The organism is Myxococcus sp. CA051A (assembly GCF_013336705.1).
Classification (GTDB): Bacteria; Myxococcota; Myxococcia; order Myxococcales; family Myxococcaceae; genus Myxococcus; species Myxococcus llanfairpwllgwyngyllgogerychwyrndrobwllllantysiliogogogochensis.
The window spans coordinates 368,330-392,479 of the sequence record NZ_JABUMS010000001.1 but is presented as its reverse complement, the minus strand read 5'-3'; the positions used below and the strand labels follow the sequence as shown (position 1 = coordinate 392,479).

General features: G+C 69.6%; 24 protein-coding genes. 15 read left to right on the top strand and 9 right to left on the bottom strand.

Annotated features, from left to right (window positions below; translation table 11 throughout):
* Positions 1-2: 2 nt before the first annotated feature.
* Positions 3-806, bottom strand: coding sequence for a hypothetical protein (locus HUA74_RS01570; protein WP_371817182.1), 804 nt, complete (start codon positions 804-806; stop codon positions 3-5).
* A gap of 128 nt (positions 807-934) precedes the next feature.
* A complete protein-coding gene (locus tag HUA74_RS01565; RefSeq protein ID WP_174453133.1) occupies positions 935-1,933 on the bottom strand; it encodes an App1 family protein in 999 nt (332 codons plus the stop codon).
* 131 nt (positions 1,934-2,064) lie between these two features.
* Here HUA74_RS01565 and HUA74_RS01560 point away from each other — a divergent pair, with 131 nt between their 5' ends.
* The 6 genes from HUA74_RS01560 (at position 2,065) to HUA74_RS01535 (ending at position 9,093) form a co-directional block, all read left to right on the top strand.
* Entirely contained in the window at positions 2,065-4,380 is a 2,316-nt protein-coding gene (locus HUA74_RS01560) for a serine/threonine-protein kinase (protein WP_174453132.1), read from the top strand.
* An 88-nt stretch (positions 4,381-4,468) separates the two neighbouring features.
* Positions 4,469-4,681, top strand: coding sequence for a hypothetical protein (locus tag HUA74_RS01555; RefSeq protein WP_141645912.1), 213 nt, complete (start codon positions 4,469-4,471; stop codon positions 4,679-4,681).
* A 72-nt stretch (positions 4,682-4,753) separates the two neighbouring features.
* The gene (locus HUA74_RS01550; protein ID WP_141645913.1) at positions 4,754-5,728 is read left to right on the top strand and encodes a CarD family transcriptional regulator; all 975 of its coding nucleotides are present in this window, start codon (positions 4,754-4,756) and stop codon (positions 5,726-5,728) included.
* A gap of 74 nt (positions 5,729-5,802) precedes the next feature.
* Positions 5,803-6,315, top strand: a complete 513-nt coding sequence (locus HUA74_RS01545) for a hypothetical protein (protein WP_141645914.1) — start codon at positions 5,803-5,805, stop codon at positions 6,313-6,315.
* A complete protein-coding gene (locus HUA74_RS01540; protein ID WP_174453131.1) occupies positions 6,302-7,252 on the top strand; it encodes a hypothetical protein in 951 nt (316 codons plus the stop codon). Before HUA74_RS01545 ends, HUA74_RS01540 begins: the two co-directional genes overlap by 14 nt.
* Positions 7,249-9,093: a glycosyltransferase family 39 protein gene (locus HUA74_RS01535; RefSeq protein ID WP_174453130.1), complete on the top strand. Its 1,845-nt coding sequence runs from the start codon at positions 7,249-7,251 to the stop codon at positions 9,091-9,093. The genes HUA74_RS01540 and HUA74_RS01535 overlap by 4 nt, the downstream gene beginning before the upstream one ends.
* A gap of 293 nt (positions 9,094-9,386) precedes the next feature.
* Here HUA74_RS01535 and HUA74_RS01530 read toward each other — a convergent pair whose 3' ends face one another.
* On the bottom strand, positions 9,387-10,118 hold the full coding sequence (locus HUA74_RS01530; RefSeq protein ID WP_174453129.1) for an HAD family phosphatase: 732 nt from the start codon (positions 10,116-10,118) through the stop codon (positions 9,387-9,389).
* A 362-nt stretch (positions 10,119-10,480) separates the two neighbouring features.
* On the opposite strand from HUA74_RS01530, the gene HUA74_RS01525 reads away from it, so the two are divergent.
* The 4 genes from HUA74_RS01525 to HUA74_RS01510 all read left to right on the top strand — a co-directional run bounded on the left by HUA74_RS01525 (position 10,481) and on the right by HUA74_RS01510 (position 13,846).
* Positions 10,481-11,161, top strand: coding sequence for a hypothetical protein (locus tag HUA74_RS01525; RefSeq protein ID WP_174453128.1), 681 nt, complete (start codon positions 10,481-10,483; stop codon positions 11,159-11,161).
* A 116-nt stretch (positions 11,162-11,277) separates the two neighbouring features.
* A complete protein-coding gene (locus tag HUA74_RS01520; protein WP_174453127.1) occupies positions 11,278-11,769 on the top strand; it encodes a hypothetical protein in 492 nt (163 codons plus the stop codon).
* A gap of 14 nt (positions 11,770-11,783) precedes the next feature.
* Positions 11,784-13,067: an Nramp family divalent metal transporter gene (locus tag HUA74_RS01515; RefSeq protein ID WP_174453126.1), complete on the top strand. Its 1,284-nt coding sequence runs from the start codon at positions 11,784-11,786 to the stop codon at positions 13,065-13,067.
* 182 nt (positions 13,068-13,249) lie between these two features.
* On the top strand, positions 13,250-13,846 hold the full coding sequence (locus HUA74_RS01510; RefSeq protein ID WP_246137497.1) for a hypothetical protein: 597 nt from the start codon (positions 13,250-13,252) through the stop codon (positions 13,844-13,846).
* Positions 13,847-13,897: 51 nt separating this feature from the next.
* Here the strand turns inward: HUA74_RS01510 and HUA74_RS01505 are convergent, their stop codons facing one another.
* Genes HUA74_RS01505 through HUA74_RS01495 form a run of 3 tightly spaced genes read right to left on the bottom strand, consistent with a single transcriptional unit; the run spans position 13,898 to position 18,094 of the window.
* Entirely contained in the window at positions 13,898-15,082 is a 1,185-nt protein-coding gene (locus tag HUA74_RS01505; protein WP_141645921.1) for an iron-containing alcohol dehydrogenase, read from the bottom strand.
* Positions 15,083-15,105: 23 nt separating this feature from the next.
* Positions 15,106-16,572, bottom strand: coding sequence for a glutamine synthetase family protein (locus HUA74_RS01500; protein WP_174453125.1), 1,467 nt, complete (start codon positions 16,570-16,572; stop codon positions 15,106-15,108).
* 31 nt (positions 16,573-16,603) lie between these two features.
* On the bottom strand, positions 16,604-18,094 hold the full coding sequence (locus HUA74_RS01495; protein ID WP_174453124.1) for an aldehyde dehydrogenase family protein: 1,491 nt from the start codon (positions 18,092-18,094) through the stop codon (positions 16,604-16,606).
* 58 nt (positions 18,095-18,152) lie between these two features.
* On the opposite strand from HUA74_RS01495, the gene HUA74_RS01490 reads away from it, so the two are divergent.
* The 4 genes from HUA74_RS01490 (at position 18,153) to HUA74_RS01475 (ending at position 20,830) form a co-directional block, all read left to right on the top strand.
* A complete protein-coding gene (locus HUA74_RS01490; RefSeq protein ID WP_371817181.1) occupies positions 18,153-18,938 on the top strand; it encodes a glutamine amidotransferase in 786 nt (261 codons plus the stop codon).
* 18 nt (positions 18,939-18,956) lie between these two features.
* Positions 18,957-19,454: a hypothetical protein gene (locus HUA74_RS01485; protein WP_174453122.1), complete on the top strand. Its 498-nt coding sequence runs from the start codon at positions 18,957-18,959 to the stop codon at positions 19,452-19,454.
* Positions 19,455-19,559: 105 nt separating this feature from the next.
* Positions 19,560-20,357, top strand: a complete 798-nt coding sequence (locus HUA74_RS01480) for a triacylglycerol lipase (RefSeq protein ID WP_174453121.1) — start codon at positions 19,560-19,562, stop codon at positions 20,355-20,357.
* 14 nt (positions 20,358-20,371) lie between these two features.
* Positions 20,372-20,830, top strand: coding sequence for a hypothetical protein (locus HUA74_RS01475; protein WP_174453120.1), 459 nt, complete (start codon positions 20,372-20,374; stop codon positions 20,828-20,830).
* 95 nt (positions 20,831-20,925) lie between these two features.
* Here the strand turns inward: HUA74_RS01475 and HUA74_RS46760 are convergent, their stop codons facing one another.
* Positions 20,926-21,795, bottom strand: a complete 870-nt coding sequence (locus tag HUA74_RS46760) for a GIY-YIG nuclease family protein (RefSeq protein WP_174453119.1) — start codon at positions 21,793-21,795, stop codon at positions 20,926-20,928.
* Positions 21,796-22,016: 221 nt separating this feature from the next.
* On the opposite strand from HUA74_RS46760, the gene HUA74_RS01465 reads away from it, so the two are divergent.
* Positions 22,017-23,249, top strand: coding sequence for an AI-2E family transporter (locus HUA74_RS01465; RefSeq protein WP_174453118.1), 1,233 nt, complete (start codon positions 22,017-22,019; stop codon positions 23,247-23,249).
* A gap of 28 nt (positions 23,250-23,277) precedes the next feature.
* On the opposite strand, the gene HUA74_RS45330 is transcribed toward HUA74_RS01465, so the two are convergent.
* Both HUA74_RS45330 and HUA74_RS01455 read right to left on the bottom strand, forming a co-directional pair.
* A complete protein-coding gene (locus HUA74_RS45330) occupies positions 23,278-23,775 on the bottom strand; it encodes a tetratricopeptide repeat protein (RefSeq protein WP_174453117.1) in 498 nt (165 codons plus the stop codon).
* A 58-nt stretch (positions 23,776-23,833) separates the two neighbouring features.
* Positions 23,834-24,148, bottom strand: coding sequence for a hypothetical protein (locus HUA74_RS01455; protein ID WP_174453116.1), 315 nt, complete (start codon positions 24,146-24,148; stop codon positions 23,834-23,836).
* Positions 24,149-24,150: the final 2 nt, after the last annotated feature.

Below are 24,150 nucleotides of genomic sequence, written 5' to 3'. Positions count from 1 at the left end.
CGTCAGCCCCCATCCCTGACACGAGGAGGCGTCGGGAAGACGAGGCACAGGGTGTCGAACAAGGGCTCGCCCGGGGCCGTGTATACGGCTCCGAGCGCACGCGCGGCCTGGGAGACCTCCGTGCCGAACGAGGGGACCAGGCAGATGTCTTCGGACTGCTTGAAGCGGCCCTTGAGCAATCCCAACCCGTGCCGCAACGTCGCGAGGTCCTGACGCCCCTCTCGCACCGGCACCGAGGGACCATTCGCATCGGGACCCGGGAGCTTGCCCACGCTGGTGCTCAGCTCGAAGCCGTCCGCGCGCTGGATGATGCGCAGCTTTCCCGGCGCCACCTCCGCCAGCCACTCGCGAAAGCCCTCCTCGTCGCGAAGCACCAGCGGATACGCCACCGGTGCATCCGGATGCGCCAGCCACACCGTCTCGGCGGAGTCCCGCAGCATCGCGAGCAGTTCGGAGACCTGCGCCAGGAACGTGTCCGCGTCGGGCACCAGCACGACTTCGCGCCCCTTCACCCGCTCCGCGAGACGCGCGATGGATGCCGGACTCGAGGGCTCGAACGTCTCGTCCCCGAGCCGCGCGTGCTCACCCGCAAGCGCCAGTCGCAGCGCGTTGGACGGCAGCGCCTCGCCATACACGGGCACGGACTCGGGCACGTCGCCTCGAGCGACAGGCCCTCCATCCCCGGACGCTCGACTCCCTCCCGTGGCGAGCGAAGGCAGTGGCGCGGGCTTCAGCGACTGGAGCGGCTCGGCGGCCTTCTCCTCTCGACAGCCCACCACCGCGAGCAGCGGACACAGCAGCACCACGAGGCGTCGAACACCGAGAGAGGCGATTCGCGTCCGCGCTTCGAGGCACCGCCGGGTCGCGAGGCGAAGCCAGTCGAGTCGCCGACGCCCCTCGCTGCCTCGAACCTCCGCGACACGCGGCACGAACGTCATGGAGGCGTCGGGCCCGCGGTGGCCGGCAGCGACACGGAGGGCTTCGGCAGCACGCTCGCCACACAGGCCGCGTCCGCCAGCCCCAGGCCGACGGCGTGCTCCGCCGCTTCACGCGCGTCCTTGAACAGCACCATGTCCTGGAAGCGCTTCACGTCCTTCGTGCGCCCCGCGTCGCGGATGTAGACGGCCTTCACCCGTCCCGGGAACTCCTCGCGAATCTGCGCGTAGACCTCCGGGTCCTTCTCCCCTGAGTCCCCCACCAGCACGACGGGCAGCGGGAACTGCGTGAGCAGGCGGCGGATGATGGGCTGCTTGTAGTTGGACAGCGACGACGGGCCCAGGTCCCGCAGGTACACGCCAAAGCCCGCCGGGAACTGGTGCCGCTCCAGGAACCCGCGCACGCGCGGCAGGTACTGGACGGGCGAGCCGCTCACCAGCGCGAACGCCGAGGACGTGGCGCTCCCCCGCAGGCATCCGTAGAGCGCCGCCATGCCCGGCACCACCTCCTGCGTGTCCGAGTCCTTCAGCAGCGCCGTCTGCACCAGCTTCGCCGGCTTCGTCACCTGCGTCACCGCCAGCGTGTCGTCGAAGTCGGAGACCACCAGCAGCGATGTCGTCGCCGGCAGCACCTCCACGCGCGCGCTGGTGATGGCGCCCTCCACCCACGCCTCCGCCTCGGAAGCGCCCTCCTTGAAGCGGCCTCCCTCGGGCGGCATCAAGGTGACCTCGAAGCCACCGTCGTGCCCGCTCGTCACGATGGCGGTGACACCCTGGAAGCGCACCGACACCTTCGCGCCCTCCCAGTTGGGCGCCGCCAGTCGCCGCAGGTTCCGCGACAGCGCCGAGCTGCCGTCCGAGGGCGCCTCCTTCAGCACGCGCCCCTGAAGCATGACGCGCTCGGGCAACCCCAACACCGGCGCCAACAGCACCGCGGGCGCCGCCACCGCGTGGGAGCCCCCGAGTAAGACACCCAGGACAAAGAGACGAGTGAGCATGTTCAACGGAATTTTCCCGTGTTAACGTTCCTGGAGCCCTGATGATAGCTTCGCGCGGGCCTCAAGAGGCGTCGTGGAGTCGTGGAGGGGCAGCACAGCGGCCCGGTGCGCCCAGAGGAGCCGGAAGACACGTGGAGCACCCGTCCGAAGGGCTCGATTTCGGCAAGTACACGTTGCTCGAGCGCATCGCGACGGGCGGCATGGCGGAGATCTACCGCGCCCGGATGACGGCGGTGGCGGGGGTCACCAAGCCCGTCGTCATCAAGAAAATCCTGCCGGGCTACGCGGACAAGAGTGCCTTCGTCTCCATGTTCGTCAACGAGGCGCGCATCGCCGCGGGGCTGAGCCACGGCAACATCGCCCAGGTCTTCGACTTCGGCGAAGTGGGCGGCCAGTACTTCATCGCCATGGAGTGGGTGGACGGGCATCCGCTGTCACGCGTGCTGCGACGCGCCCGGGAGAAGGGGCTCTACACCCTACCCCAACCGCTGGCCCTGCTGGTGACGGTGGAGGTGCTCAAGGGGCTGGCCTACGCCCACACCCGGTTGGATGACCGGGGCCGTCCGCTGCACATCATCCACCGCGACGTCAGCCCGCAGAACGTGCTCCTGAGCTTCGAGGGACAGGTGAAGCTGGTGGACTTCGGCATCGCCCGGGCCCGGCTCGCCAGCCATGGTGTCAGCGACGAGTCCGACGAGGCCGAGGCCAAGGGCAAGTACGCGTACTTCGCCCCGGAGCAGGCCCGGGGCCGGGAGCTGGACGCCCGCGCGGACATCTTCGCCGCGGGCACGCTGCTGTACGAGACGCTGTGCGGGCGACTGCCCTTCGAGGGCTCCGTCCCGGACGTGATGCGCAAGATCGCCCTGGGCGACTTTCCGCGTCCGCGCGAGCTGGCCCCGGACATCCCTCCGGCCCTGGAGCGCATCCTCCTCACCGCCCTCGCCGTGGAGCGCGAGCAGCGCTACCCCACCGCCGAGGCCTTCGCCGAGGCCCTCACCCGCTACCTGCACACCGCCACGCCCGATGTCTCCTCCAGCGCGCTGGCCCACTTCATGGGCTACCTGTTCGAGACGGAGCTGGTGGCGGATGGACGGCCCGTGCTGCTGCCGCGAGAGTTCCTCGCGCAGATGGCCCGCTGGGCAAAGGCCCCCTCCGAGCGACCCACGGTCCACGAGCCGTCCCCGCTCGAACTCCCCCCGCCACCCGAGTCCATCCCTCCGCCGCGGCCCCCGACGCCCGGCGAGGGCCGACGCGAGCGCACCACCCAGCCCATCCCCGCGGTGCCCGGTCCCACCCCGGAGAGCGAGGCCCCCACCGAGCCGCCTCATCCCGCCCCTCCGCCCCGCCCTGGCTTCCGGCTGCCTCGCGCGGTGGCGCTGGGCGCGCCCGTGCTGGCCGCCGTGGGCGTGGCGCTCGTGGTGATGGCCCTGGGGCGCAACGGCACCTTCTCCGTGGAGCTCAGCTCCTCGCCCCCCGGCGCCACCATTCGCGTGGATGGCAGGACGCTGGGCTCCGTCACCCCCGCCCTCCTCACGCACCTGCCCGCGGACGGCGAGCACCTGCTGGAGGTCCACATCCCCGGCATGGTGCCGTGGAGCCAGGTGGTGCGCGCCGAGCGGGGAAACACCCTCGCCGTCCACGCACACCTCCGTCCACGACTGAACACTCCCGCCTCAGGCGCCGCCGCCCTCGCCGCGGCCAGGGCCGCCCATGCCCCTCCGCTCCAGGACGCGGACTGGGCCCCCGGAGCCCTGCGTCTGTCCGCCGTGAGCCACGCCTTCCGCGTCCCGGTGACGTCCGCCGCGCGCGTGCCGTTGGACCCGGCCCGCACCTACCTGGTGCACACCGAAGGACGGATGTCCCTGGGTGGACCGATGGCCGTGGAGCACGCCGGCTACTTCCTGGAAGGCGACGGAGAGCTGTCCTCGCACGAGTCCTTCGGACTGCTCGGCCCCGAGGAGCAGCTCATCCGCCACGCCTCCGTCCTCTATGTCTTCGCGCTGGACGCACGTCGCGACGACAACCGTGGCGGGCTCCAGGTACGGGTGCGGGAATTGGGCGGCCCCACCCATCCGCCGTTCCGACTGGATGCGCGCCACCATGCCGTGAAGCTCTCGCGCGCGGACCGCTTCACCCTCCACGCGTTGGACCCGGGCACCACCTACGAGGTGGTGCTGCGCTACACGGCCGAGCCCGCCCGGACGCGGGGCTTGAGTGGAGGTCCGGTGGGACGGGTGCTCGGCCTGGTGGGCACGGACCAGGGCCCCGACGGCTCGCCCAGTGGCCTGGCGCTCCTGGAAGTGGGCCAGCCCTCGCGGCTCAGGGGAGCATCCTGGCTCCAGCTCGCCTTCCCGGACGACAACCTGGCCGACAACACCGGCACCCTCCTCCTGGAGGTCATCCCCACCGCCCCTCCAGAGCGGCGAAACGAGCGCCCCACCCGCTAGCAGGTTGCTACAGCCGTGCAGCGGCCTGTCGCCGAAAAGTTGATCCTCCGGGCCCTCCCCCTACCCTGAGCGACAAGGAGGGCTCAACATGTTGAAACTGGTGGCAGTGGCCGTGGTCGGGGCGGTGGTGCTGGGGACGGTGGGGCTGTCCGGTCGCGTGGATGCGCGGCCAGGGAGCACGGAAGCGGAGCCGACGCAGGCGCAGGTGGAGGCGGCGCTGGACGCGCGGCAGAAGGAGCTTCTGGGCATCCTTTTGGAGGCACAGCGAACGGGCGAACGCACAGCGTCGGTTCACCGGTAATCTCGTGGCGTCGAGCGCGACTCGGTGTTAAGCCCGGGCCTCCTTTGACGTCCATCTGCCCGTGAGGGGGACATGCCTGAAGGGTCCGCGTCACTCAACCAGCTCGCGGTCGGCGACCGGGTCGTCTATCCGAATCAGGGTGTCTGCCGCGTCACCGCCATCGATACGAAGGTCGTGGCCGGTCAGAGCCTCGTCTTCGTCACGATGCGCCGCGAGGAAGACGGCGCCGTCGTCATGGTGCCCCAGGCCAAGATCGTCGCCATCGGCGTGCGCAAGGTCGCCAATGCCGAGGACGTGAAGAGCGTCTTCGCCTTCCTGCGCTCGGACGGTGACAAGGCCGACCTGGACTGGAAGCAGCGCGCTCGCACCAACCTGGACCGGATGACCCAGGGCGGCATCCTGGGACTGGCCGAAGTCGTGAAGGATCTCCAGATCCTCAGCGAGCTGCGGCCCCTGCCCACCAAGGAGCGCGAGCTGTACGACAACGCCCGGCACCTGCTGGTGTCGGAGGTCGCCGCCGCGCTCGGGACCGCCGAGGTCAACGCCGAGGACGCCATCGACATCGTCCTCTTCCCGCCCGGCCGCGAGCGCCCCAAGCGCACCGCCGCCGAGTTCGCGCGCGGAGAAGAAGACGACCTGGGTCTGGATGGCGACCTGCTGGGGCTCGACGGAGACCTGGACCTGCCCTCCGACGAGGAGCCGCAGGCCGAGGCCTCCGAGTCCGAGGAAGAGACCTCCTCCGAGGAAGAGGGCGAGGAGTCCGAGGAGAAGTCCTCCGACGAAGACGCGCCCAAGAAGCGCGGCCGTCCGCCCAAGGCCAAGCCCGCGGAAGCCGAGGGCGCCGAGCCCGCCGCCCCGAAGAAGCGCGGCCGTCCGCCGAAGCCGAAGCCGGAGGCTCCTCCGCCCGGCGCCGAAGCCCCCGCGCCCAAGAAGCGCGGCCGTCCGCCCAAGGCCAAGCCGCCCGAGGCGGAGGGCGCCGAACCCGCCGCTCCCAAGAAGCGTGGCCGTCCGCCCAAGGCGAAGCCCGCCGAGGGCGGCGAGGACTGACAGTCGACACCCGAGTCCCGGGGGCGGTGCTCATGGCCCCCTCCCGAGGGCCCTTTGCGCCGAGGTGACGCCCCGTGATTCGCGTCGTGACGCTGGACCCCTTCGACGACAAGCAGCTCGCCAAGCTCAACCGCACGCTCTACACGGCGTTCGGCGTGGGCAGCGAGCACTCCGGCACCGCGGAGATTCCTCCCGGGCTCGGCGAGCCGCTCGACGCCGAGAAGCTGCTGGACCAGGTGAAGGGCATTCGCGCCTACCAGGATGACAAGGTGCTGCTGCTCACCTCGCGCAAGCTGAAGGAGCGTGAGCTGCCCAGCGGCGTGGCGCCCACCCCGGGCTTCGCGCGCCAGGGCAAGGACCGCGCCGTCATCACCCTGCTGCCCCACAAGGATTTGGAGGTCGGCTTCAAGCCCGTGGCCCGCCACGCGCTCCACCAGCTCGGCCACCTCTGGGAGCTGCACCACTGCCTGGACCCGCGGTGCTCGATGTACCCGCCCTGGACGCCGTCGTTCTCCTCGGGCGAGCCCATCTTCTGCACCTTCTGCCGGGAAAAGAGCGAGCAGAAGATTCGCCTTGCGAAGTCCTAGCGTCACACGCGCGCTGCCCCTCGTGGAGCTGGGGGGCCTCTTGCTGGTCGCGCTCCTGAGTCTGCTCTTCCACCTGCGGCTGCCGGGCAAGCTCCCCTCCGAGGAGAGCTACCGCGCGGTGGCGGAGCGTCTGAAGACGGAGGCCCGGCCCGGTGACGCCGTCCTCCTCTTCCCCTGGTGGGCGGAGCGCGCCCGCCTCTTCCTGCCTCCGTCCCTGCCCGTCTACGGCTACCTGGGCTCGGACCGGGATGACCTCTCCGTGCATCCGCGCATCTGGGTGCTGGGCCAGCCGGAGCTGCCTCGCTCGGACGAAGCCGCCTTTCTCGCGGGCTTCCTCCCGGAGCGCCGCGCCGTGGGCACCGCCACCCGGGAGGGGCCGCTGTCGCTGACGCTCTACGAGAATGGCCGTCACCGGCCGCGCCGCTTCGATGCCGCGGACGCCGTCGCTCGCGCGCGGGTGTATCTGGAGTCCGACGACGGCTCGCGCGAGAAGTGCCCCTTCGATGGAACGGCGCACCGCTGCCCGGGCCCCGGCAACGTGTACGTCGCGCGGGAATGGCACGAAATCCTCTACGAGCCGCGCCGCTGCCTGTGGATGCCCGCTCCGGGTGGAGCGAAGCGACTGGTGGCGGAGCTGGACGGCGTGCCCGGTGACGTGGGCCTGCGGCTGGAGGGCGGCATCATCTTCGAGTACGCCTTTCCCAAGGACGCGCGGCTGACCACCGCCATGCTGGGCGTGGACGACGCGGCCAGCGGCGCGCGGCTGTTGGAAGTGGCGATACCGCCGGGCCAGGAGGGCGTGAAGAAGTCGGAGGTCCACCTGCCCTCGGGTGAGGCGCGCACCGTGAAGGTCTGGGTCCGCTCGGAGAATCCAGACCGGCGGGCGGTGTGTCTGGACGTGCTGGCGGTGGAGCCGGCGGTGGGGGTGAAGGGATGATGGGCAGGCCCGCCACCCGGGATGAGAAGCGACTGGCGTGGGCGCTGTGGGCGCTGGCCTTCGTGGCCCTGTGGTGGACGGAGTCCGCGGTGGGCTTCACGCGCGACGAGAGCGTCTACTTCGCCGCGGCGGAGGGCTACGCGGGCTGGTTCCGGCAGCTCTTCCACTCACCGGCGAAGGCGCTGACGGACGCGGCCATCGTCCGCGCGTGGGACTACAACCACGAGCACCCCGCGCTGATGAAGACGCTGTTCGGACTGAGCCACCTGCTCTTCCACGACACGCTGGGGTGGATGCGCTCGGCCACCGCGTTCCGGCTGCCGGCCTTCGCCCTCGCCGCGCTGGTGCCCGCGCTGAGCTTCCTGTTCGGCAGCGCGCTGTATGGGCGCACGGCCGGGTTGTTCGCCGCGCTCGCCTTCATGCTGGTGCCGCGTCAGTACTTCAACGCGGAGCTGGCGTGCTTCGACCTGCCCGTCGCCGCGCTGTGGCTGCTCGTCGTGTATTGCTTCTGGCGGGCGTTGGAAGACACGCGCTGGGGAGTCGCCTGCGGCGTGGCCTTCGGACTGGCGCTGGCCGCCAAGCACAACGCGCTGTTCCTGCCCTTCGTGCTGACGCCCTTCGCGCTGTGGAGGGCGTGGACCGCGAGCGAGGGTGAGCCACAGGCCCGTGGGTGGCTGCTTCGCTTCGTGGGCCTGTTCACCGCGGTGGCGGTGTTCTACGGGCTGCTCGTGCTGTCGCTGGGCGGCGGTGAGGGCTTCCAGAAGAAGTTCCTGCTGCTCAGTCCCCACACGCTGCTGTTCGTGGGCCTCGCGGCGGGCGGCGCGTGGATGCTCAAGGGCCTGGAGAAGGTCAGCGCGCCCGTGACGCGGGCGCTGGTGCCGGTGGCGGCGATGGCGGTGCTCGGCCCCATCATCTTCTACCTGCACTGGCCCTACCTCTGGCACCAGCCGGTGGACCGCACCGCGTGGTACCTGGCCTTCCACGCGAAGCACAACCACTACGCCTGGTTCTATCTGGGCACGCTGCTGCGCGAGCCTCCCTTCCCCCTGTCCTACGTGCTGGTGAAGACGGCGCTCACGGTGCCCACCAGCCTCTTGGCGCCCATGGTGACGGGCTTCGTCGCGCTGGCGGCGCGGGTGGTGCTGGGGCAGTGGGAGCGGACGCGCGCCTGGGTGCGCCCCCTGACGATGGCCGAGGCGCTCGTCGGGGTGAACGCGGTGACGTCCATCCTCATCATCAGCCATCCCCAGGTGCCGCACTTCGGCGGGGTGAAGCACTGGTTCCCGTCCATGGTGTTCCTGGGCCTGCTCTCAGGGCAGGCCGTGTCCCGGGGCTGCGCGGCGCTGGTGGAGCGACTCCGGGGCCGCTGGCCCTCGCTGCCGGGTGCCTCCGTGGCGGTGGCCGTGTTCGCGCTGCTGCTGACGCCCGCGCTGGTGTACTCGGCGCGCGTGTTCCCCTACGGCACGGCGGCCTACTCGGAGCTCGCGGGAGGCGCGCCGGGCGCGGCGACGCTGGGGATGCAGCGCCAGTTCTGGTCCAGCCATGTCACCGGCGTGCTGCCGTGGATCAACGAGCACGCGAAGCCGGGCGCGCGGCTGTTCCTTCATGAGGTGCACGGCGGCTCGTTCCGCGACTACCAGCGCAACGGCATGCTCCGGCCCGACTTGCGCGCGGTGGGCAGTCCCTTCGACGCGGACGTCGTCGCGTACCAGTACCACCAGGAGTTTCGCGAGTACGAGTTCCAGACGTGGCAGGCGTTCGGCACACGCACGCCGGCGACGGGCCTGTACCTGGACGAGACACCCCAAGTGGTCGTCTACGTCCGGCCCGAGTCACGGTAGGGACAACGGGCCCCGTTGTCGATGCCCGCCTCCTGCTGGCCCAGCGCATCCTCTGGAGGACTCGTGTCCTCGATCCCACCACAGGCCGAAAGCACCACCGCCAGGACGCAAGTTCAGAGCCGGACACCAACCAGACAGCAACCCACCCCACAAAACACACACGCGAAAGGCAACCACCTCCACACCACAGACGCAATCACTCCATCAAAGTGCAATAGCAACCCGGAAACCCATTCACCCCAAAGGCACCCAGCGCCTCAACGCCACGCGCCATGGGCACGCCCAGACGACGCTCACCCGGGCTCGAGAGAATCCTCCCCACCCGCGGAGCGCAACAGGAGCCGGAGGAGGACTCGCAACACGTCATGCCGGTCCACGACGCACCACCCGTTGCGCGCCGCGAGTCCCGCCAATTCATCGGAGGGCTCGAAGGCCACCGGCAACCCGACCAACCCGAAGACCTCCCCGTCGGAAGGTGAGTTGCCCATGGCGAGCGATGCCGCCAGACAGACCTCATGAAGCGCCTCCAGCTCCCGGAGGATGCGCGGCTTTCCGCCCATCAGGCCGGGGCCCTGGAGCACGCGCCCGGTGTAGCGATTGTGCCGGATGCCCATCACCGCGCCCCGGAAGACATCGATGCCCAGGTCGTTGGCCACCAACTGGACGACCTCGATGGGACTGCCGGAGACGAGGGCCACCAGAAAGCCCTCCGCCTCGAGCATCCGCACGAGCGGGCGTACGAAGCCAAACATTCGCCCCTGGGCATGAGCCCAGACCTCCTCCGCCGCGCGCTCGACGCTGGAGACAGCCACCCCCGCCACGGCTCGCCCCAGCCCTTGGTAGACTTCAGCGACGGTGGTGTAGAAGTCCTGACACCCCGCACGGTGACGCGCCAGGGCCGACAGGAAGCCCTGCCCCATCTCAGCCTCGCAGGCACCTCGTGCCAGCAATTCCCTCACCAGCAACGCGCCGAGGGTGTCTGGCGTCAGCGTCCCATCCAGGTCGAGCACCGCGAGCCTTCTCATACCAAACCTTTCATGGCGGTCGAGCCTCCCAGCCGGAGGCCCGCGCACGCACCCAGATGTGACGGAGGTGGCCATGGATTTGGATGCCGACATGAAAGACAGCGTGTTGCGCAATGAACGAGGCGAGCAGACAGGAGCCGCACCCGCGTTGGCGAGTCATCACGCGGCCCATCCACCGCACCTGGCCTTCTCTGGCGACGCGTTCGATGGCGAAGGTCGCCTGGGGGCGCGTCTCCCCCTGGATAGACACCACCGTCCGCCGGGCGGGGCCACCGGGCGGCCCTGGATGCGGTCGCATTGCCGACGCCCGGTCCCCCTGCCCACCTTCCGCGAGAAGGGCTCACGCCCGGGGGGACTTCCACATGCATCTGTCCAGGCTTCCGTCGATTCTCGCCGTGTCCGCGGCGCTCTGCTTCTCGGTCGGCTGCTCCAAGCGGGGCTCTCAATCCGAGGGCGCCGAGCCGCAGGCCAGCACCCAGCCTCCGCCCGCCCAGCCGCCTCCACCGGCCACCGCGGAGGCAGTCCCCCCTGACATGGGGCCGCAGCCACCACCGCCGGGTGACGAGCACCATGGCAAGCACCACAAGGGCGTCTCCGAGCCCAACTGTCCCATGTCCGTCTCGGGCGCCATGGCCCGCGCCCAGGACGTGCCCGAAGGCGTGGCGCTCATCATCAGCACGCCGGAGCCGACGCAGGTGGCGGAGCTCCAGCAGCGCAGCCGGGCCATGCTCCACGAGCAGGCGGAGAGCACCCAGCGCGCGCAGCAGGAGACGCCCATGCAGGAGGCCCAGCGCGAGGACCTGGGTGACAGCCCATTGGAAGAGCAGGACGGCCTGGACGACACCGGCATGGGTGGCTCCGGCATGGCGGGCGCGCCGACCATGCCCTCCAGCGCGAGCGTCCAGGACACGCCGGATGGCGTCATCATCGTCTACACCGCGATGGACCCGTCCAAGCAGAAGCAGCTCAGCAGCGAGGTCCACAAGACGGCGGACCAGATGAAGCCCGGCAAGTGCCCGGGGATGAGCCCCGACATGCCCTGAGCGGACGTCAGCCCACGCTCCCCGGCGAAGAAGTCGGGGGGCGCAGGGCGCGCCGCGGACCTCATCGAGCAGGCCCTTCCAGACCTGGCCTGAGGAGTCGTGCCAGACTCGTTGGCATGGACGCACGGGACATCCATTCGAAGTGGGTCGTCAATCTGGAGGCCCAGGACCCGGAAGCGTCCGTCTGGCTCGGCTGGTCCGCGCTGGCGCGATTGCGCGATTCCATGACCGAGCTGTCCACCCACCCCAACACCTTCGTCCGCGTCGCGTTCTCCCAGAGCACCTTCGAGAGCCTGGGTGAGCTGTTGACGCGCGCCGTGGAGTGTCACGCGACCGAGGACCCTCACCTGCCCCATCCTCGCCCCCTGAGCACCGAGCGGCTCGCGAGCGCGGCGAACGAGCTCCACCAGCAGGCCCAGTTCCTCCAGACCAAGCTGGCCGAGCCGGGAGCCACGCACGTCACCTCACGTCAGGAGGTGGCGGCACACCAATCCTTCATCGACGAGTGGAAGACGATTCAGGCCCAGCTCGGCATGAGAGGCGGTCCACGCCCGCCGCTGCATGACTGCTCGGGCTCCATGACGATGTCGCTCATCTGGGGGTGGTAGCCTTTCGGGGCCCCATGGAAAGCCCGGCACCTTCCTCCGCGCAGTCCGCCGCTCCCGCGAGGCCCGGGCTGATGGCTCGCTTCGGGCCCGGCATCCTCGTCGCCGCCACGGGCGTGGGCGCGGGAGACCTGCTCACCGCGAGCCTGGGAGGCTCGGCCGTGGGTGTGGCCATCTTGTGGGCCGCCGTCGTGGGCTCGGTGCTCAAGGGCTTCCTCAACGAAGGCGTCGCGCGCTGGCAGCTCGCCACCGGCACCACCTTGCTGGAGGGCTGGGCGCGGCTGGGCCCGGGCCTGCGCAATGTCTTCTTCATCTATCTGCTGGGCTGGAGCTTCTTCACGGGCGGCGCGCTCATCTCCGCGTGTGGCGCGGCGGGAGATGCGCTGTGGCCACTGGGTGGAGACCCGGAGACGTCCCGGCGCATCTGGGGCGTGATTCACTCGCTGGTCGGCCTCGCGCTCGTCGGGCTCGGCGGGTTCCGCCTCTTCGAGAAGCTGATGGCGGCCTGCATCGCGCTGATGTTCGGCGCGGTCCTCTTCACCGCCGTGGCCTCGCAACCCGACTGGGCGGCCGCCGCGCGTGGGCTCGTGATTCCCTCCCTGCCCGACAAGAGCACCGTGTGGGTGCTGGGTCTGCTCGGCGGCGTGGGCGGCACGGTGACGATGCTGTCGTATGGCTACTGGATTCGAGAGAAGGGCCGCGAGGGTCCACTCGGCTTGAAGACCTGTCAGGCGGACCTCACCGTGGGCTACGCGCTGACGGGGATGTTCGGCGCGGCCATGGTCATCATCGGCTCGACGCTGCGCCTGGAGGGCACCGGCCTGAAGGTGGCGTCGCTGCTCGCCTCGCGGCTGGAGGCGGTCATCGGTCCCGCCGGCTACTGGGTGTTCCTCGCGGGCTTCTGGGGCGCGGTCTTCTCCAGCCTGCTGGGCGTCTGGGAGGGCATCCCCTACCTCTTCGCGGACTTCCTGCGCATCCACCGCAAAGGCCCGCCGGGGCCCGCCGTGGACCTGCGCACCACCCGCGCATGGCGGCTGTACCTGGTCGCGCTCGCCATCGTCCCGCTGCCCATGCTCTGGGCGCCGCTCCAGCGCGCGCAGCTGGCCTACGCCGTGGTCGGCGCGCTGTTCATGCCGCTGCTCGCCGCCACCCTGCTGTGGATGAACAACCGACGCGCCTGGGTGGGCTCGCTGCGCAATGGCTGGCTCACCAACGCCGCGCTCGTCGCCACGCTGCTGCTCTTCCTCGGCGTCGGTCTCCAGGAAGCACTCGACGCACTGCGTAAATTGCAAGGCCCCTGAGACGCGGCGCGCCCGTGAGGGCCGGGCGCTCGTCGGAGAGTCCTTGGAGCGAGGATGTGAACTGGCGGTCGTTGGGGCCGCCGGAGAGTGCGCGAGCGGACGCCAGGACCTCCCTGGAGCACGAGGCTCGCAGTAGGCTGGAGCCGCGAACGGTGGTTCTTCCACGCCCCCGGGAGGGACACATGAAGCGCTGGAGTACATGGCTCACAGTGGCCGCGATGAGCGCGGGTTGTCAGAACGGCAGCAAGGACGACCGGCCCACGCGCGCGCAGATTCGCAAGACGGGACCCGCGACGATGGAGGTCATCCCCTCCGCCGGGCAGCTCCCCTACTGCATGCTCTACACGGTGTCCCAGAAGGGCGTCATCCGTCAGCTCACGCTGACGCGGGAGAACCGCTCCATCCGGTGCGACTCGAACAAGCCCATCGCGAACACCAGCTTCCGCGTCCCCACGCAGGAGGGGAAGGTGAAGGTCTACATCTTCTTCTCCGACGACCGCATCCCCGCGGGCCCCGTCGCGCAGCAGCTCTATGACTTGCGCGGCCAGGAGCGCATCAACGCGATGGACCTGCGCCTGCCCGGGCGCGTCTACGTGGAGACGCTGGACTTCGTTCCCGAGGAAGGCACCGCGGAGATGACCGGCGCGGTGGTGGGCTCGCACGGCGAAGTCACCGACTCCGGCCCTGGCTCGGTGAGCGAGAAGGACCTGGGCGCCACGGTGCTCGGAGACGGTGGCACCACCGGCGTCCTGCCGGCGGCCTCGGACCAGGGCAACTGAGCGGTCCGTCACCCCGAGGGAGGCGCTCGCCTCCCCCGGAACGACGCTGAATCACCAGGCCTCGCGGGCCATGGCCAGCAGGTCGGCCTCCACCACCTTGCGCGGGTTGCTCAGGTGCGAGGCGTCCTGGAAGGCCTTGTCGGCGATCTTCGGCAGGTCCTCTTCCTTGACGCCCACGTCGCGAAGCCGCGTGGGAATGCCGATGGCCGCGTTGAGCTTGCGCACCCGGTCGATGGCGTTGCTCGCGAGCACGTCCTCACGGGCATTGGAGGTATCCCCCATCGCCACGGCCACGCGCGCCAGCCGCGTCGTGCTCGAAGCGCGGTTGAACTCCATCACCACGGGCAACACGACGGCGTTGGCGAGGCCATGGTGCACGCCGGAGATGGGCGTCAGCGCATGCGCCAGCGCGTGACACGCGCCCAGGCCCTTCTGGAAGGCCATGGCACCCTGCATCGCGGCGATCATCATGTCCGTGCGCGCCGCCAGGTCCGTGCCCTCCCGCACCGCCGTCACCAGCGAGCGGCTCACGCGTTGGATGCCGTCGATGGCCACCGCGTCCGCCAGCGGATGGAAGCCATTGGCCAGGTACGCCTCCAGGCAATGCGTGAAGGCATCCATGCCGGTGGCCGCGGTGACGCCGGGAGGAAGCCCCAGCGTCAGCTCCGGGTCGACGATGGCGGCGCGAGGCAGCAGGGCCGGGCTGAAAATCACCGTCTTGCGCCCCGTGTCCGCCAGCGTCACCACGCCCGAGCGGCCCACCTCCGAGCCCGTGCCCGCCGTCGTCGGAATGGCGATGAGCGGAGGCAGGTCGTCCTTCACGTACTGGTCCCCGCCCTTCGCGTCGTCATAGCGACTGAGCGGAGGCTCGTGGGTGGTGAGCAGTTGCACCAGCTTGCCCGCATCCAGCGCGCTGCCGCCGCCCAGCGCGATGAGCCCGTCGCAGTTGTGGTGGCGATAGACCTCCAGGCCGGCGAAGACGTCCTTCTCGGTGGGGTTGGGCTCCACGCCGTCGAAGACGGCGCACGCCAGGCCCGCCGTCTTCAAGACTTCGAGCACGCGGGAGGCGAGCCCCGCCTTCACCACGCCCGCGTCCGTCACCAGCAACGGGCGCTTCATGTTCAAGCGTTGCGCCTGGGCGGGCAGTCGCTGGAGCGCGCCCGCGCCCAGGACGATGCGGGTGGGCCACGCCATCTCGGTGATACGGGGCTCAGCGGGAATGTCGAACGGCTTCATCGCGGGTTCCTCCCTCGGGCTCATCAGATGAGCTCCAGGTAGCGCTCCAACTCCCAGCTCGTGACGGCGCGCTCGTACTGGCGCACCTCCCACTCGCGCGTGCGCACGAAGTGGTCCACGAAGCCCTCGCCCAGGATTTCCCGGGCGCGTTCGCTCTGCTTGAGCAGGGCCACGGCATCTCTCAAATTGCGCGGCAGCGGCGCGGCCTCGTGGGACGCGTACGCATTGGAGTTGCACGCGGGGGGCGGCTCGATTTCGTTCTCGATGCCCCACAGGCCCGCGGCCAGGCTCGCCGCCATGCCGATGTACGCGTTCATGTCCGCGCCGAGCTGGCGGTATTCGATGCGCATCGCCTTGGCGTTCTCACCGATGACGCGCACGGCGCAGGTGCGGTTCTCCAGACCCCACGCCGCGGTGGTGGGCGCCCAGGTGTTCTCCACGCTGCGCTTGTAGCTGTTGATGGTGGGCCAGTAGAGCGCCGTCAGCTCCGGCATCAGCGCTATCTGCCCGCCGATGTAGTGGCGCATGAGGCGGCTCATGCCGTGCGGCGAGCCTTCCTCGTGGAAGAGGTTGTGCTCGCCCTTCAGGTCCCAGAGCGACTGGTGCACGTGCCCCGAGCACCCTGGCAGCTTCGCGTTCACCTTCGCCATGAAGCACGCGGTGAGGCCCTGGCGCGCGCACAGCTCCTTCACCACCGTCTTGAAGAGGGCCGCCTTGTCCGCGGAGCGCTCCACGTCGTCATAGCGGATGGCCGCCTCGAAGACGCCGGGCCCTGTCTCGGTGTGGAAGCCCTCGATGTTGAGGCCGAAGCCGTTGCACCCGTCGATGAGCGCGTGCACCAGCGGCGCGTTCTGCGACGTGCGCAACCACGAGTAGCCGAACATGCCGGGCGTCAGCGGCGTGAGGTCCTGGAAGCCCTTCTGCTTCAGCGTGTCCGGCTGCTCCTTGAAGATGAAGAACTCGTACTCGGCGCCGAAGCGAGGCAGGTAGCCCTGCTCCCGTGCGCGAGCGGCGATTTTCTGGAGCAGCTGCCGGGGACTGGCCTCGAAGGGCGTGCCGTCCGGGTTGACGAAGTCCAGCAGGAAGGCCGCGGTGTCGGGCTCCCACGGAATCACCCGCCCCGTCGTCACGTCCACCGTCGCGTGCGCATCCGGATAGCCGGTGTGCCAGCCCGTCACCTGGGTGTTGTCCAGCAGCTCGTCGCCCAAATCCCATCCGAAGACGACGTCGCAGAAGCCCAGGCCACCCTTGGCGGCGCTGAGGAACTTCTCCAGGGAGATGTACTTGCCGCGCCAGACACCGTCGATGTCGATGGCGCCGACCTTCACCTTCTTCACGCCGTTGTCGTCGAGCCAGCGCTTGAGCGTGTCGGTGCCGCCGGAGTCCCGGGGCACGGCGGCGCCGCGCACGGGGCCACCGCGCTCCTTCGCGCGAGCCCTGCGAGCCACGGTCGGATGCGTGAGTACCTTCGCCTTGGGACGGGTCGGCATCGGGACCTTCCTTCCTGGGGTGAGGGAATGCTCAGGTGTCCGTCGGCAGGCGCGTCCACACCGCCTTGCACTGGAGGTAGCCATCCAGCGCGTGGTGCGACAAATCGCGGCCCCAGCCGGACTCCTTGTAGCCGCCGAACGGCGCGGCATCGTCGAACTCGTTGAAGCAGTTGATCCACACCACGCCGCTCTTCACCTTGCGAGCCAGCGCGTGCGCCTTCGCCACGTCGCGCGTCCACAGCGAGGCGGCCAGGCCGTAGAGCGTGCCGTTGGCCAGCTCCAGCGCCTGCGCGTCATCGCGGAAGCGCAGACAGCTGAGCACCGGGCCGAAAATCTCCTCCTGGGCAATCTTCATGTCCGGCTTCACGTCGCCGAAGATGGTGGGCCGCATGAAGTAGCCCTTTGCCTTGACGCTCTCCGTGTCGCGCTCACCACCGGCCAGGAGCTTCGCGCCCTGCTGACGGCCGCTCTCGACGTAGCCGAGGATGGTGTCGAGCTGCTTCTGGCTCACCTGCGCGCCCATCTCCGTGGACGGGTCCAACGGGTCTCCGACGCGCAGCTTGCGCGCGCGGTCCGCCAGCCGGGCCACGAAGTCGTCGTAGATGCCGTCCTGCACGAGCACGCGGCTGCCCGCGTTGCACGTCTCGCCCTTGTTGCCGAAGATGCCCCAGAAGCACGCCTCCACGGCGCGCTCCAGGTCCGCGTCGGAGAAGATGACCTGCGGGCTCTTGCCGCCCAGCTCCAGCGTCAGCTTCTTGAGGTTGCTGCCCGCCGACGCCTGCATCAGCCGGCGCGCGGTGCGACCGGAGCCGGTGAAGGAAATCTTGTCCACGTCCGGGTGCCGCGCGAGCGCCTCGCCCGCGGGGTCCCCGTAGCCGGTGACGACGTTGAGGACCCCGGGAGGAAAGCCCGCCTCGAGCGCGAGCGCGCCCAGCTTCATCGCCGTCAGCGGCGTCATCTCGGAGGGCTTCACCACCACCGTGCAGCCCGCGGCGAGCGCGGGCCCCAGCTTCCAGCAGAGGATGCACGTGGGGTAGTTCCACGGGACGATGAGGCCCACCACGCCCACCGGCTCCTTGAGCACGTAGGTGTGGAAGGGGCCGTCCACCGGGAGCACCTCGCCATGAATCTTGTCCGCCCAGTCCGCGAAGTACGCGAGCGTGCCGGCACCCGGGGCCACGTCGCCTCGGACGGCGTCGCGGAAGGTCTTGCCGTTGTTGAGCGACTCGACGAGCGCGAACTCCTCGCGGCGCTGCCACAGCAGGTCGGCCAGCTTGCGGATGAGCTTGCCGCGCTCCCGGGCGGACATCTTGCTCCACGGGCCGGACTCGAAGGCGCGACGGGCGGCTTTCACCGCGCGGTCCACGTCGGCGGCGGTGGCGCTGGGTACATCGCACACCTTCTCACCCGTGGCGGGATTCACCACCGGGAGCGAGCCCCCTTCGAGGGGGTCCACGCCCTGCCCATCGATGAGCAGTTGCAGGACGGGCAGCCGGGGGGAGAGCGAGCGGGCGTCTAGCATGGGGATTCCTCGGGGCGCACAGGGGCGTTCCAGACAGATTGGCCAGGAGCGAACACAGGTGGCACGACAGGGTAGGAATGACGTCCAGACGCGGCAACCTGCGGTGGTGAAGAACGTCTTGTTGCTGAAAGCCGGCGAGGCTGCTGAGTCCGTGCGCCTCACCGTCGGTGATTACGAGCACTGGTTCCTGGGCACCATCGGACTGGAGGGCCATCGCTTCGACATCCTCCCGGTGCACCGCGACGCGCCGTTGCCACGGGACGCGCATGCGTACGACGCGGTGATGATGACGGGCTCCCCTCTGTCGGTGACGCGGTTGGAGCCGTGGATGGAGCACGTCGCGGACTTCATGGTGGAGGCCGGTGAGAAGGGAACGCCGGTGCTTGGCGTGTGTTTTGGTCATCAGTTGCTCGCGCGTGCGTACGGTGGACACGTGGCGCGAAATCCGCAGGGCCGGGAGACGGGGACGGTGGAGGTGAGGCTCACCGAGGCGGGGCGTCGGGACGCGCTGTTCGACGGGGTGCCGGAGGTCTTCGCCGCCCAGGCCACGCACGAGGACATCGTCGCGCAGGTGCCCGAGGGCGCGACGGTGCTCGCGGGCAACGCCAACACGGCCGCGCAGGCGCTGGCGTTCCGCCCGAAGGTCCGAGGCGTGCAATTCCACCCGGAAGCGGCGCCGGACGCCCTGCGCGCCGTCATCCACGCGCGTCAGGAGGGACTGGAGCAGGAGGCCGTGGCGCGGGGGATTCCGCCCGGTGCGCAGGTGCCCCGATTGCTCGCGGGCCTGACTCCCACTCCCGCTGGGAGGCGAATCCTGATGAACTTCCTGGAGCGCTTCACCTGACCCCCTTCGAGGCTCCCCTTGCCGCGCTTCCTGCCGTCGCTGCTACTCGCCCTTCTCGTCTCCGCCTGCTCGGACGGCGACCCGTGCTCCCAGGCTCCTCGCTGTGACGACTCGGAGGCGCTCAACTGCGAGACGGCCTGCACGGTGGGCCCCTGCTCCACCGGCGCCATCTTCCAGGAGTGCGACCAGGGCACCACCTGCACCGTCGTGCCGGGAGACCGGAGCGACGCGCGCTTCTATCGCTCGCGGGCCGTGTGCGCGCGGAGCCTGACGGCGTGTGACCCGGCGACGGCGCCCGAGCCCGTCTGCGAGGACGGCCGCTTCGTCACCGGCTGCGGCGCGCACCACCGAGACATCCGCGCCTTCTGCTCCCAGGCGGCGCTGTACTTCGCGAAGGTTCCGGCGTGCTGCGTGACGGGGCCGGGCGATGGTGGGACGGATGCCGGCACGGACGGAGGCACGGGGGATGGTGGAATTCCGGACGCTGGGCCGGGGCCGTCCGACGCCGGACGTTGAGCAGCACGCGTTCGCGGGTTGAGGCCCCCGCGCGAGCCCGGCGGAACGAGGCCATGATTCACAGGGTGTGTCCGGACGGCGCTCCTCGCGCCGACCGAGTGCGCCATGAATCCTCTCGTTCCGCACTACCGCCGGTGGACACGACGACTGCGAAACCTCGCGGGCCATCTGCATCTGGACGCACGCGCCAACCACATCGTCCGGAGGACGGACTTCACGCACTGTCCCCGGCCGGTGTTGTTGCTCTATGGCTTCTTCAGCACGCGCCGCGTGTTCGAGGTGCTGGAGCAGCGGCTGCGGCGTGACGGCTATTCCGTCTGGTCCATCCACCTGGGCGGAGCGTTGGATCGGTTCAACACGTGCGGCATCGACGCGCTGGCGCGGAAGGTGAGTGAGAAGGTGGAGCGCATGTACACGCGCTATCCGCACATGGGGCCGCTGAGCATCGTCGGCCACTCGAAGGGGGGCCTCATCGGCATGTATTACGTGAAGCGCCTGGGCGGAGATGCGCGGGTGCGCAACCTCATCACGCTCGGCACTCCGCACAAGGGTTCGCGGCTGGCGTACCTGGGGTGCGCGACGCTCGGGTGGTTCAGCCGCAGCATGTGGCAACTCACGCCCGTGTCGCCGTTCCTGAAGCAGCTGCGCATGGGGGCGTTTCCGCGGAACGTGCGGCTGGCGTCGCTCTACTCGAAGATGGATGAAGTCACGCCCTGGGCATCGGCGCGGCTGGACGTGGAGGGGCAGCCACAGGTGTTCAACCACGAACTTCCCGACGTGGGCCACGGAGAGCTGCTCACCCGGCGGGCGGTCTACGAGGTCATCCGGCGCGAGCTGGTCGCGGGTTATGGCGAATGCGCGCAGGGTCTGCGCGCCGTGTCGCTGCCACCGTCCGCCTCTTGAGGTAGAGAGGGAACATGCCCTCGCGCTGGGACCGCCTCTTCGACCTGAAGCCCGTGCCGCTCATGGACCACTTCGTGGAGGAGGTGGCGAAGCTGCTGGCGCAGGACCTCCAGAAGTGGCCGCCGCCGGTGGAGGAGGTGGACCTGGACACGGGAGGCCACTTCGCGCCCCTGTTCACCGAGCCTCACCCGCGCCCCGCGCCGGTCGTCTACACCGAAGCGCTGCGACTGACGCGGTGGGAGCTGATGCACGAGACGGACGCGTTCGACGACTACATGCGCAACAAGCGCTACCTCGAACGAGGACTGGCGCCGGAGGACCGGCTGTCGCTGTTGTTCCTCGCGCGCTGGCTCACGGAGCAGATGCTGAGCCTGGGAGAAGCCACCGAGGGCCGCGTCAAACGCAAACAGATGCAAGCCTGCCTGGACAAGCTGGAGACGAAGCTCCGGCTCGCGCAGGGCGCCCAGGCGTGAGCGGGTCTCGCCAACAGGGAGAGACCTGACGCGCGACTTTCGACGTCTCGTATCGCGAGTCGAGGAGCAACGAGCCGAGCCATCACGGACGATGGCTATTCGAGTTCAGCGGCCTCGACGGCACCCAGGCTCGTCCCATCCGGCAGGCGCCACCCAGCAGGGCCGCTTTGGGGAGAGCCAGCGACCACCACGGCCGCCGCCGAAGAGCTGGTGAAGACAGCATCCGTGCGGAACAGAAGCAGTTCGGCGGATTCGTGAGGGACCAGCGTGCCGTCGCGAATAAGCCCTTCGCGGAGCGCCCGGTACCCCTTCGAAATCGAGTCGTAGGTCTTCCGGACCGCCGTCGAGCCGCGCAGCACGACATATCCCTCGGAGGACCTCCGCATCCGAGCCTGCGCCTTGAGCACCAAATAGGTGAACTCGGGCCCGCTCGTCCGCGTCCCACTCCGTGGCTCAAGCATCTGGCCCGCACGTCCAGACAGCGGGGGAAGCGTGAGCCGCACGTATTCGAGGAAGCCTTCCATGTCAGCCAGGTCCGACTCGGGGAGCGCGGCGCCCGAAGGAGCGGCGCCATTCGTCAGGTTGACCCGAGCCGCCTCGCTGGCGAGCGTGTGCAGCGCGAGTTCCAGGTGCTTCGCATGGGCCTTGGTGAGGTTGCCGTCCTTCGACGTGAAGACCACGGCCTCGGTCCACCACTCCTTCGAGGAGTCCCGAGCATGCTGGGCGAGCCGCAGACCCAGCGCTTCGGTCTCACCGATGTAGCCACGCACCTCCCCCACCGCGTCCGGGTCATCGCCGAGCAGGATGTACACCCCTGGGCGCACGGCCTCCTTGCGCGACTTGAACTGGGGCAGATGGTTTCGCGGAACGGCCAGGGCAATACCCGCCCAGTTCATGACGTCCGCAACCCGCAAACCACTGGGGTCCCCGTCCACGAAGAACAACTTGATGGTCTTTCCTGCCACCACGCCCCTCCTGAGCCAGCGGAATACCCCTCGAAGTCTGCTTGAAGACCGGGCTTGAAGTCAGTCGATACAAGCAGTCGTGAGCGGTCCCTTCGTCAGGAAGCTGGGACCTCGAACTTTCCGCCCGCTTGGAACCGGAGCAGCCCCCCGGCTCGGAGGGCGGGCGAGAACCAGGGACGCCGGGCCTTGTCAGCGCGCGGGCACTGCCGTAAGCCCGAGGCATGTTGCAGCCACTGGACACCCCGCCTCCGACGCCCACCACCGACCGCCGCAAGCGCCTGCTCATCCTGGGTGCACTCTGGCTCGTCGTAGCGGCGGCCCTGGTGACGTTCCGCTCGGTGGTGATGCCCTTCGCCGGCGCGGCGCTCATCGCGTATCTGGTGCAGCCGCTCGTCTCTCGCATCACCCGGCTGAAGGTCGCCGGACGCAACGTCCCCCACTGGGCGGCCATCCTGCTCATCTACGCGGGCTTCTTCGTTGGCGTGTATCTCTTCCTGGTGGCGCTGGTCCCCCAGCTCTACCGGGAGATGGCGCGCGTCAGCCGGGACACGATGGCGCTGGCCAACACGCTCACGCCGGAGCAGGTGCAGGTGCTCGCGCAGCGCGGGGAGGCGTGGCTCAGCGACTACGGCATTCCCGTGGCGCTCTCGAACCGGGCCCTGGAAGGCGCCGACGCCGCGGGCGGAGGGCACTTCAGCCTCGCGTTGGACCTGGAGCAGTTGCTGAGTGACACGGTGAAGCGCGTCTCGTCGCTGGTGCAGGAGAACCTGGGGGACATCGTCAGCGTGTCCCGCAGCATCATCGCCGGGGTCGCCGCGGGCGTCTTCACGCTGTTCTTCGTGCTGATGGTGGCGGCCTTCTTCTCCATCGACGGCCAGGCCATCCGCCGGTACTGCGGCACCCTGGTGCCCGCCGAGTACGCGCACGACGCAAGGCAGCTCGCCGAGCGAATCGACCGCTCGCTGTCCGGCGTGGTGCGGGGCCAGGTCACCATCTGCGTCGTCAACGGCGCGCTGACCTTCGTGGGGCTGCTGCTCTTCGGGGTGAAGTTCGCCTTCCTGCTGGCCACCATCGCCACGTTCTTCAGCCTCATCCCCATCTTCGGCACCATCCTCAGCTCGGTGCCCATCGTCCTCATCGCGATGGCGGACGGCTTCAAGAAGGGCCTGGCCATCCTGGTGTGGATCATCGGCATCCACGCGGTGGAGGCGTACTTCCTCAACCCCAAAATCATGGGGCAGGCCGCGCGCATCCATCCGGTCATCGTCGCCTTCTCGCTCATCGCGGGAGAACGACTCTTTGGCCTCGTGGGCGCGCTCTTCGCCGTGCCCATCACCGCCATCCTCGTGGCCTGCTTCGACTACGCCCGCCTCAAGGCGCAACCGCAGCCCGTGGTGACGCTCCCCTCCTCCGAGCCGGCCCCTGTCACCGGCCAGCGGACTCCGGCGGCCTGAGCACCCCTTCGTCTCCCGCGCGAGACGACTACGGAGCCCTGCCCCCGAGCGCCTTGGCGTAGTTCGAGAGAGAGCGGTTGTAGCGCGGCAGATGACGCGCCAGTGCACCGAGCGCGAGCCCCACCGCCTCCCGCTCGCGTCCGGCATCCACGAGCGACAGCGCGAGGAACGCGGAGACAGCGTCATCGAGTTCATCGGACCCGACGGCCCGCTCGGCGGTGAGGAGCGCGACGCTCTCCTGCACTTCGCCCAGATTGCGCAGCGTGCTGGCCAGTTGAATCACGGCCTGGCGCCGCAGGCCGCCACTCAGTCCCGAGGCCAGGGCTTGTCGATACAGCGGCGCGGCCAGCGCTTCCTGTCCGAGTGAGTCGTGGGCCGACGCCCGCTCGAACAGTGCTCGCGGATGCCCCACCGGCAGCTCCGCCGAGAGCGCTTCCACGCGGGCGAGGAAGTCACCGGGAGCAGCCCCCTCGAAAGAGGCCCACAGCTCCGCGATGCGCCGCTCCCACTCCAGTTCAGTCGTCACCGCCCCAGCTTCGCAGCCCGCATGGCGGCCCGAAAGGCGTGAGGCCGCGGGAGTCGCCTCACTGACAGGCGGCGTCGCAGCGTGCCCCACGACAGAAGGGGATGCAGCGGCCACAGTCGATGGAGCCTTCGGGGCACCCGCCCGTGCAGCTCACACCGCCACAGCTCGGGCCTTCATCCGCGTGGGTGACGGCGGTCCCCAGCCCGCAGCAGGCATTGGCGACACAGTCGTCATCCGAGTAGCAGGTCCGGTCGGACAGCACCGGCGGCGCGTCATCCAGCGGCCCCAGGGGGTCCACATCGCATCCCAGTCCACCTCCGAGTGACACCCCGATGAAGAGGGGAAGCAGACGGACGAACATGGGACGAGACATGG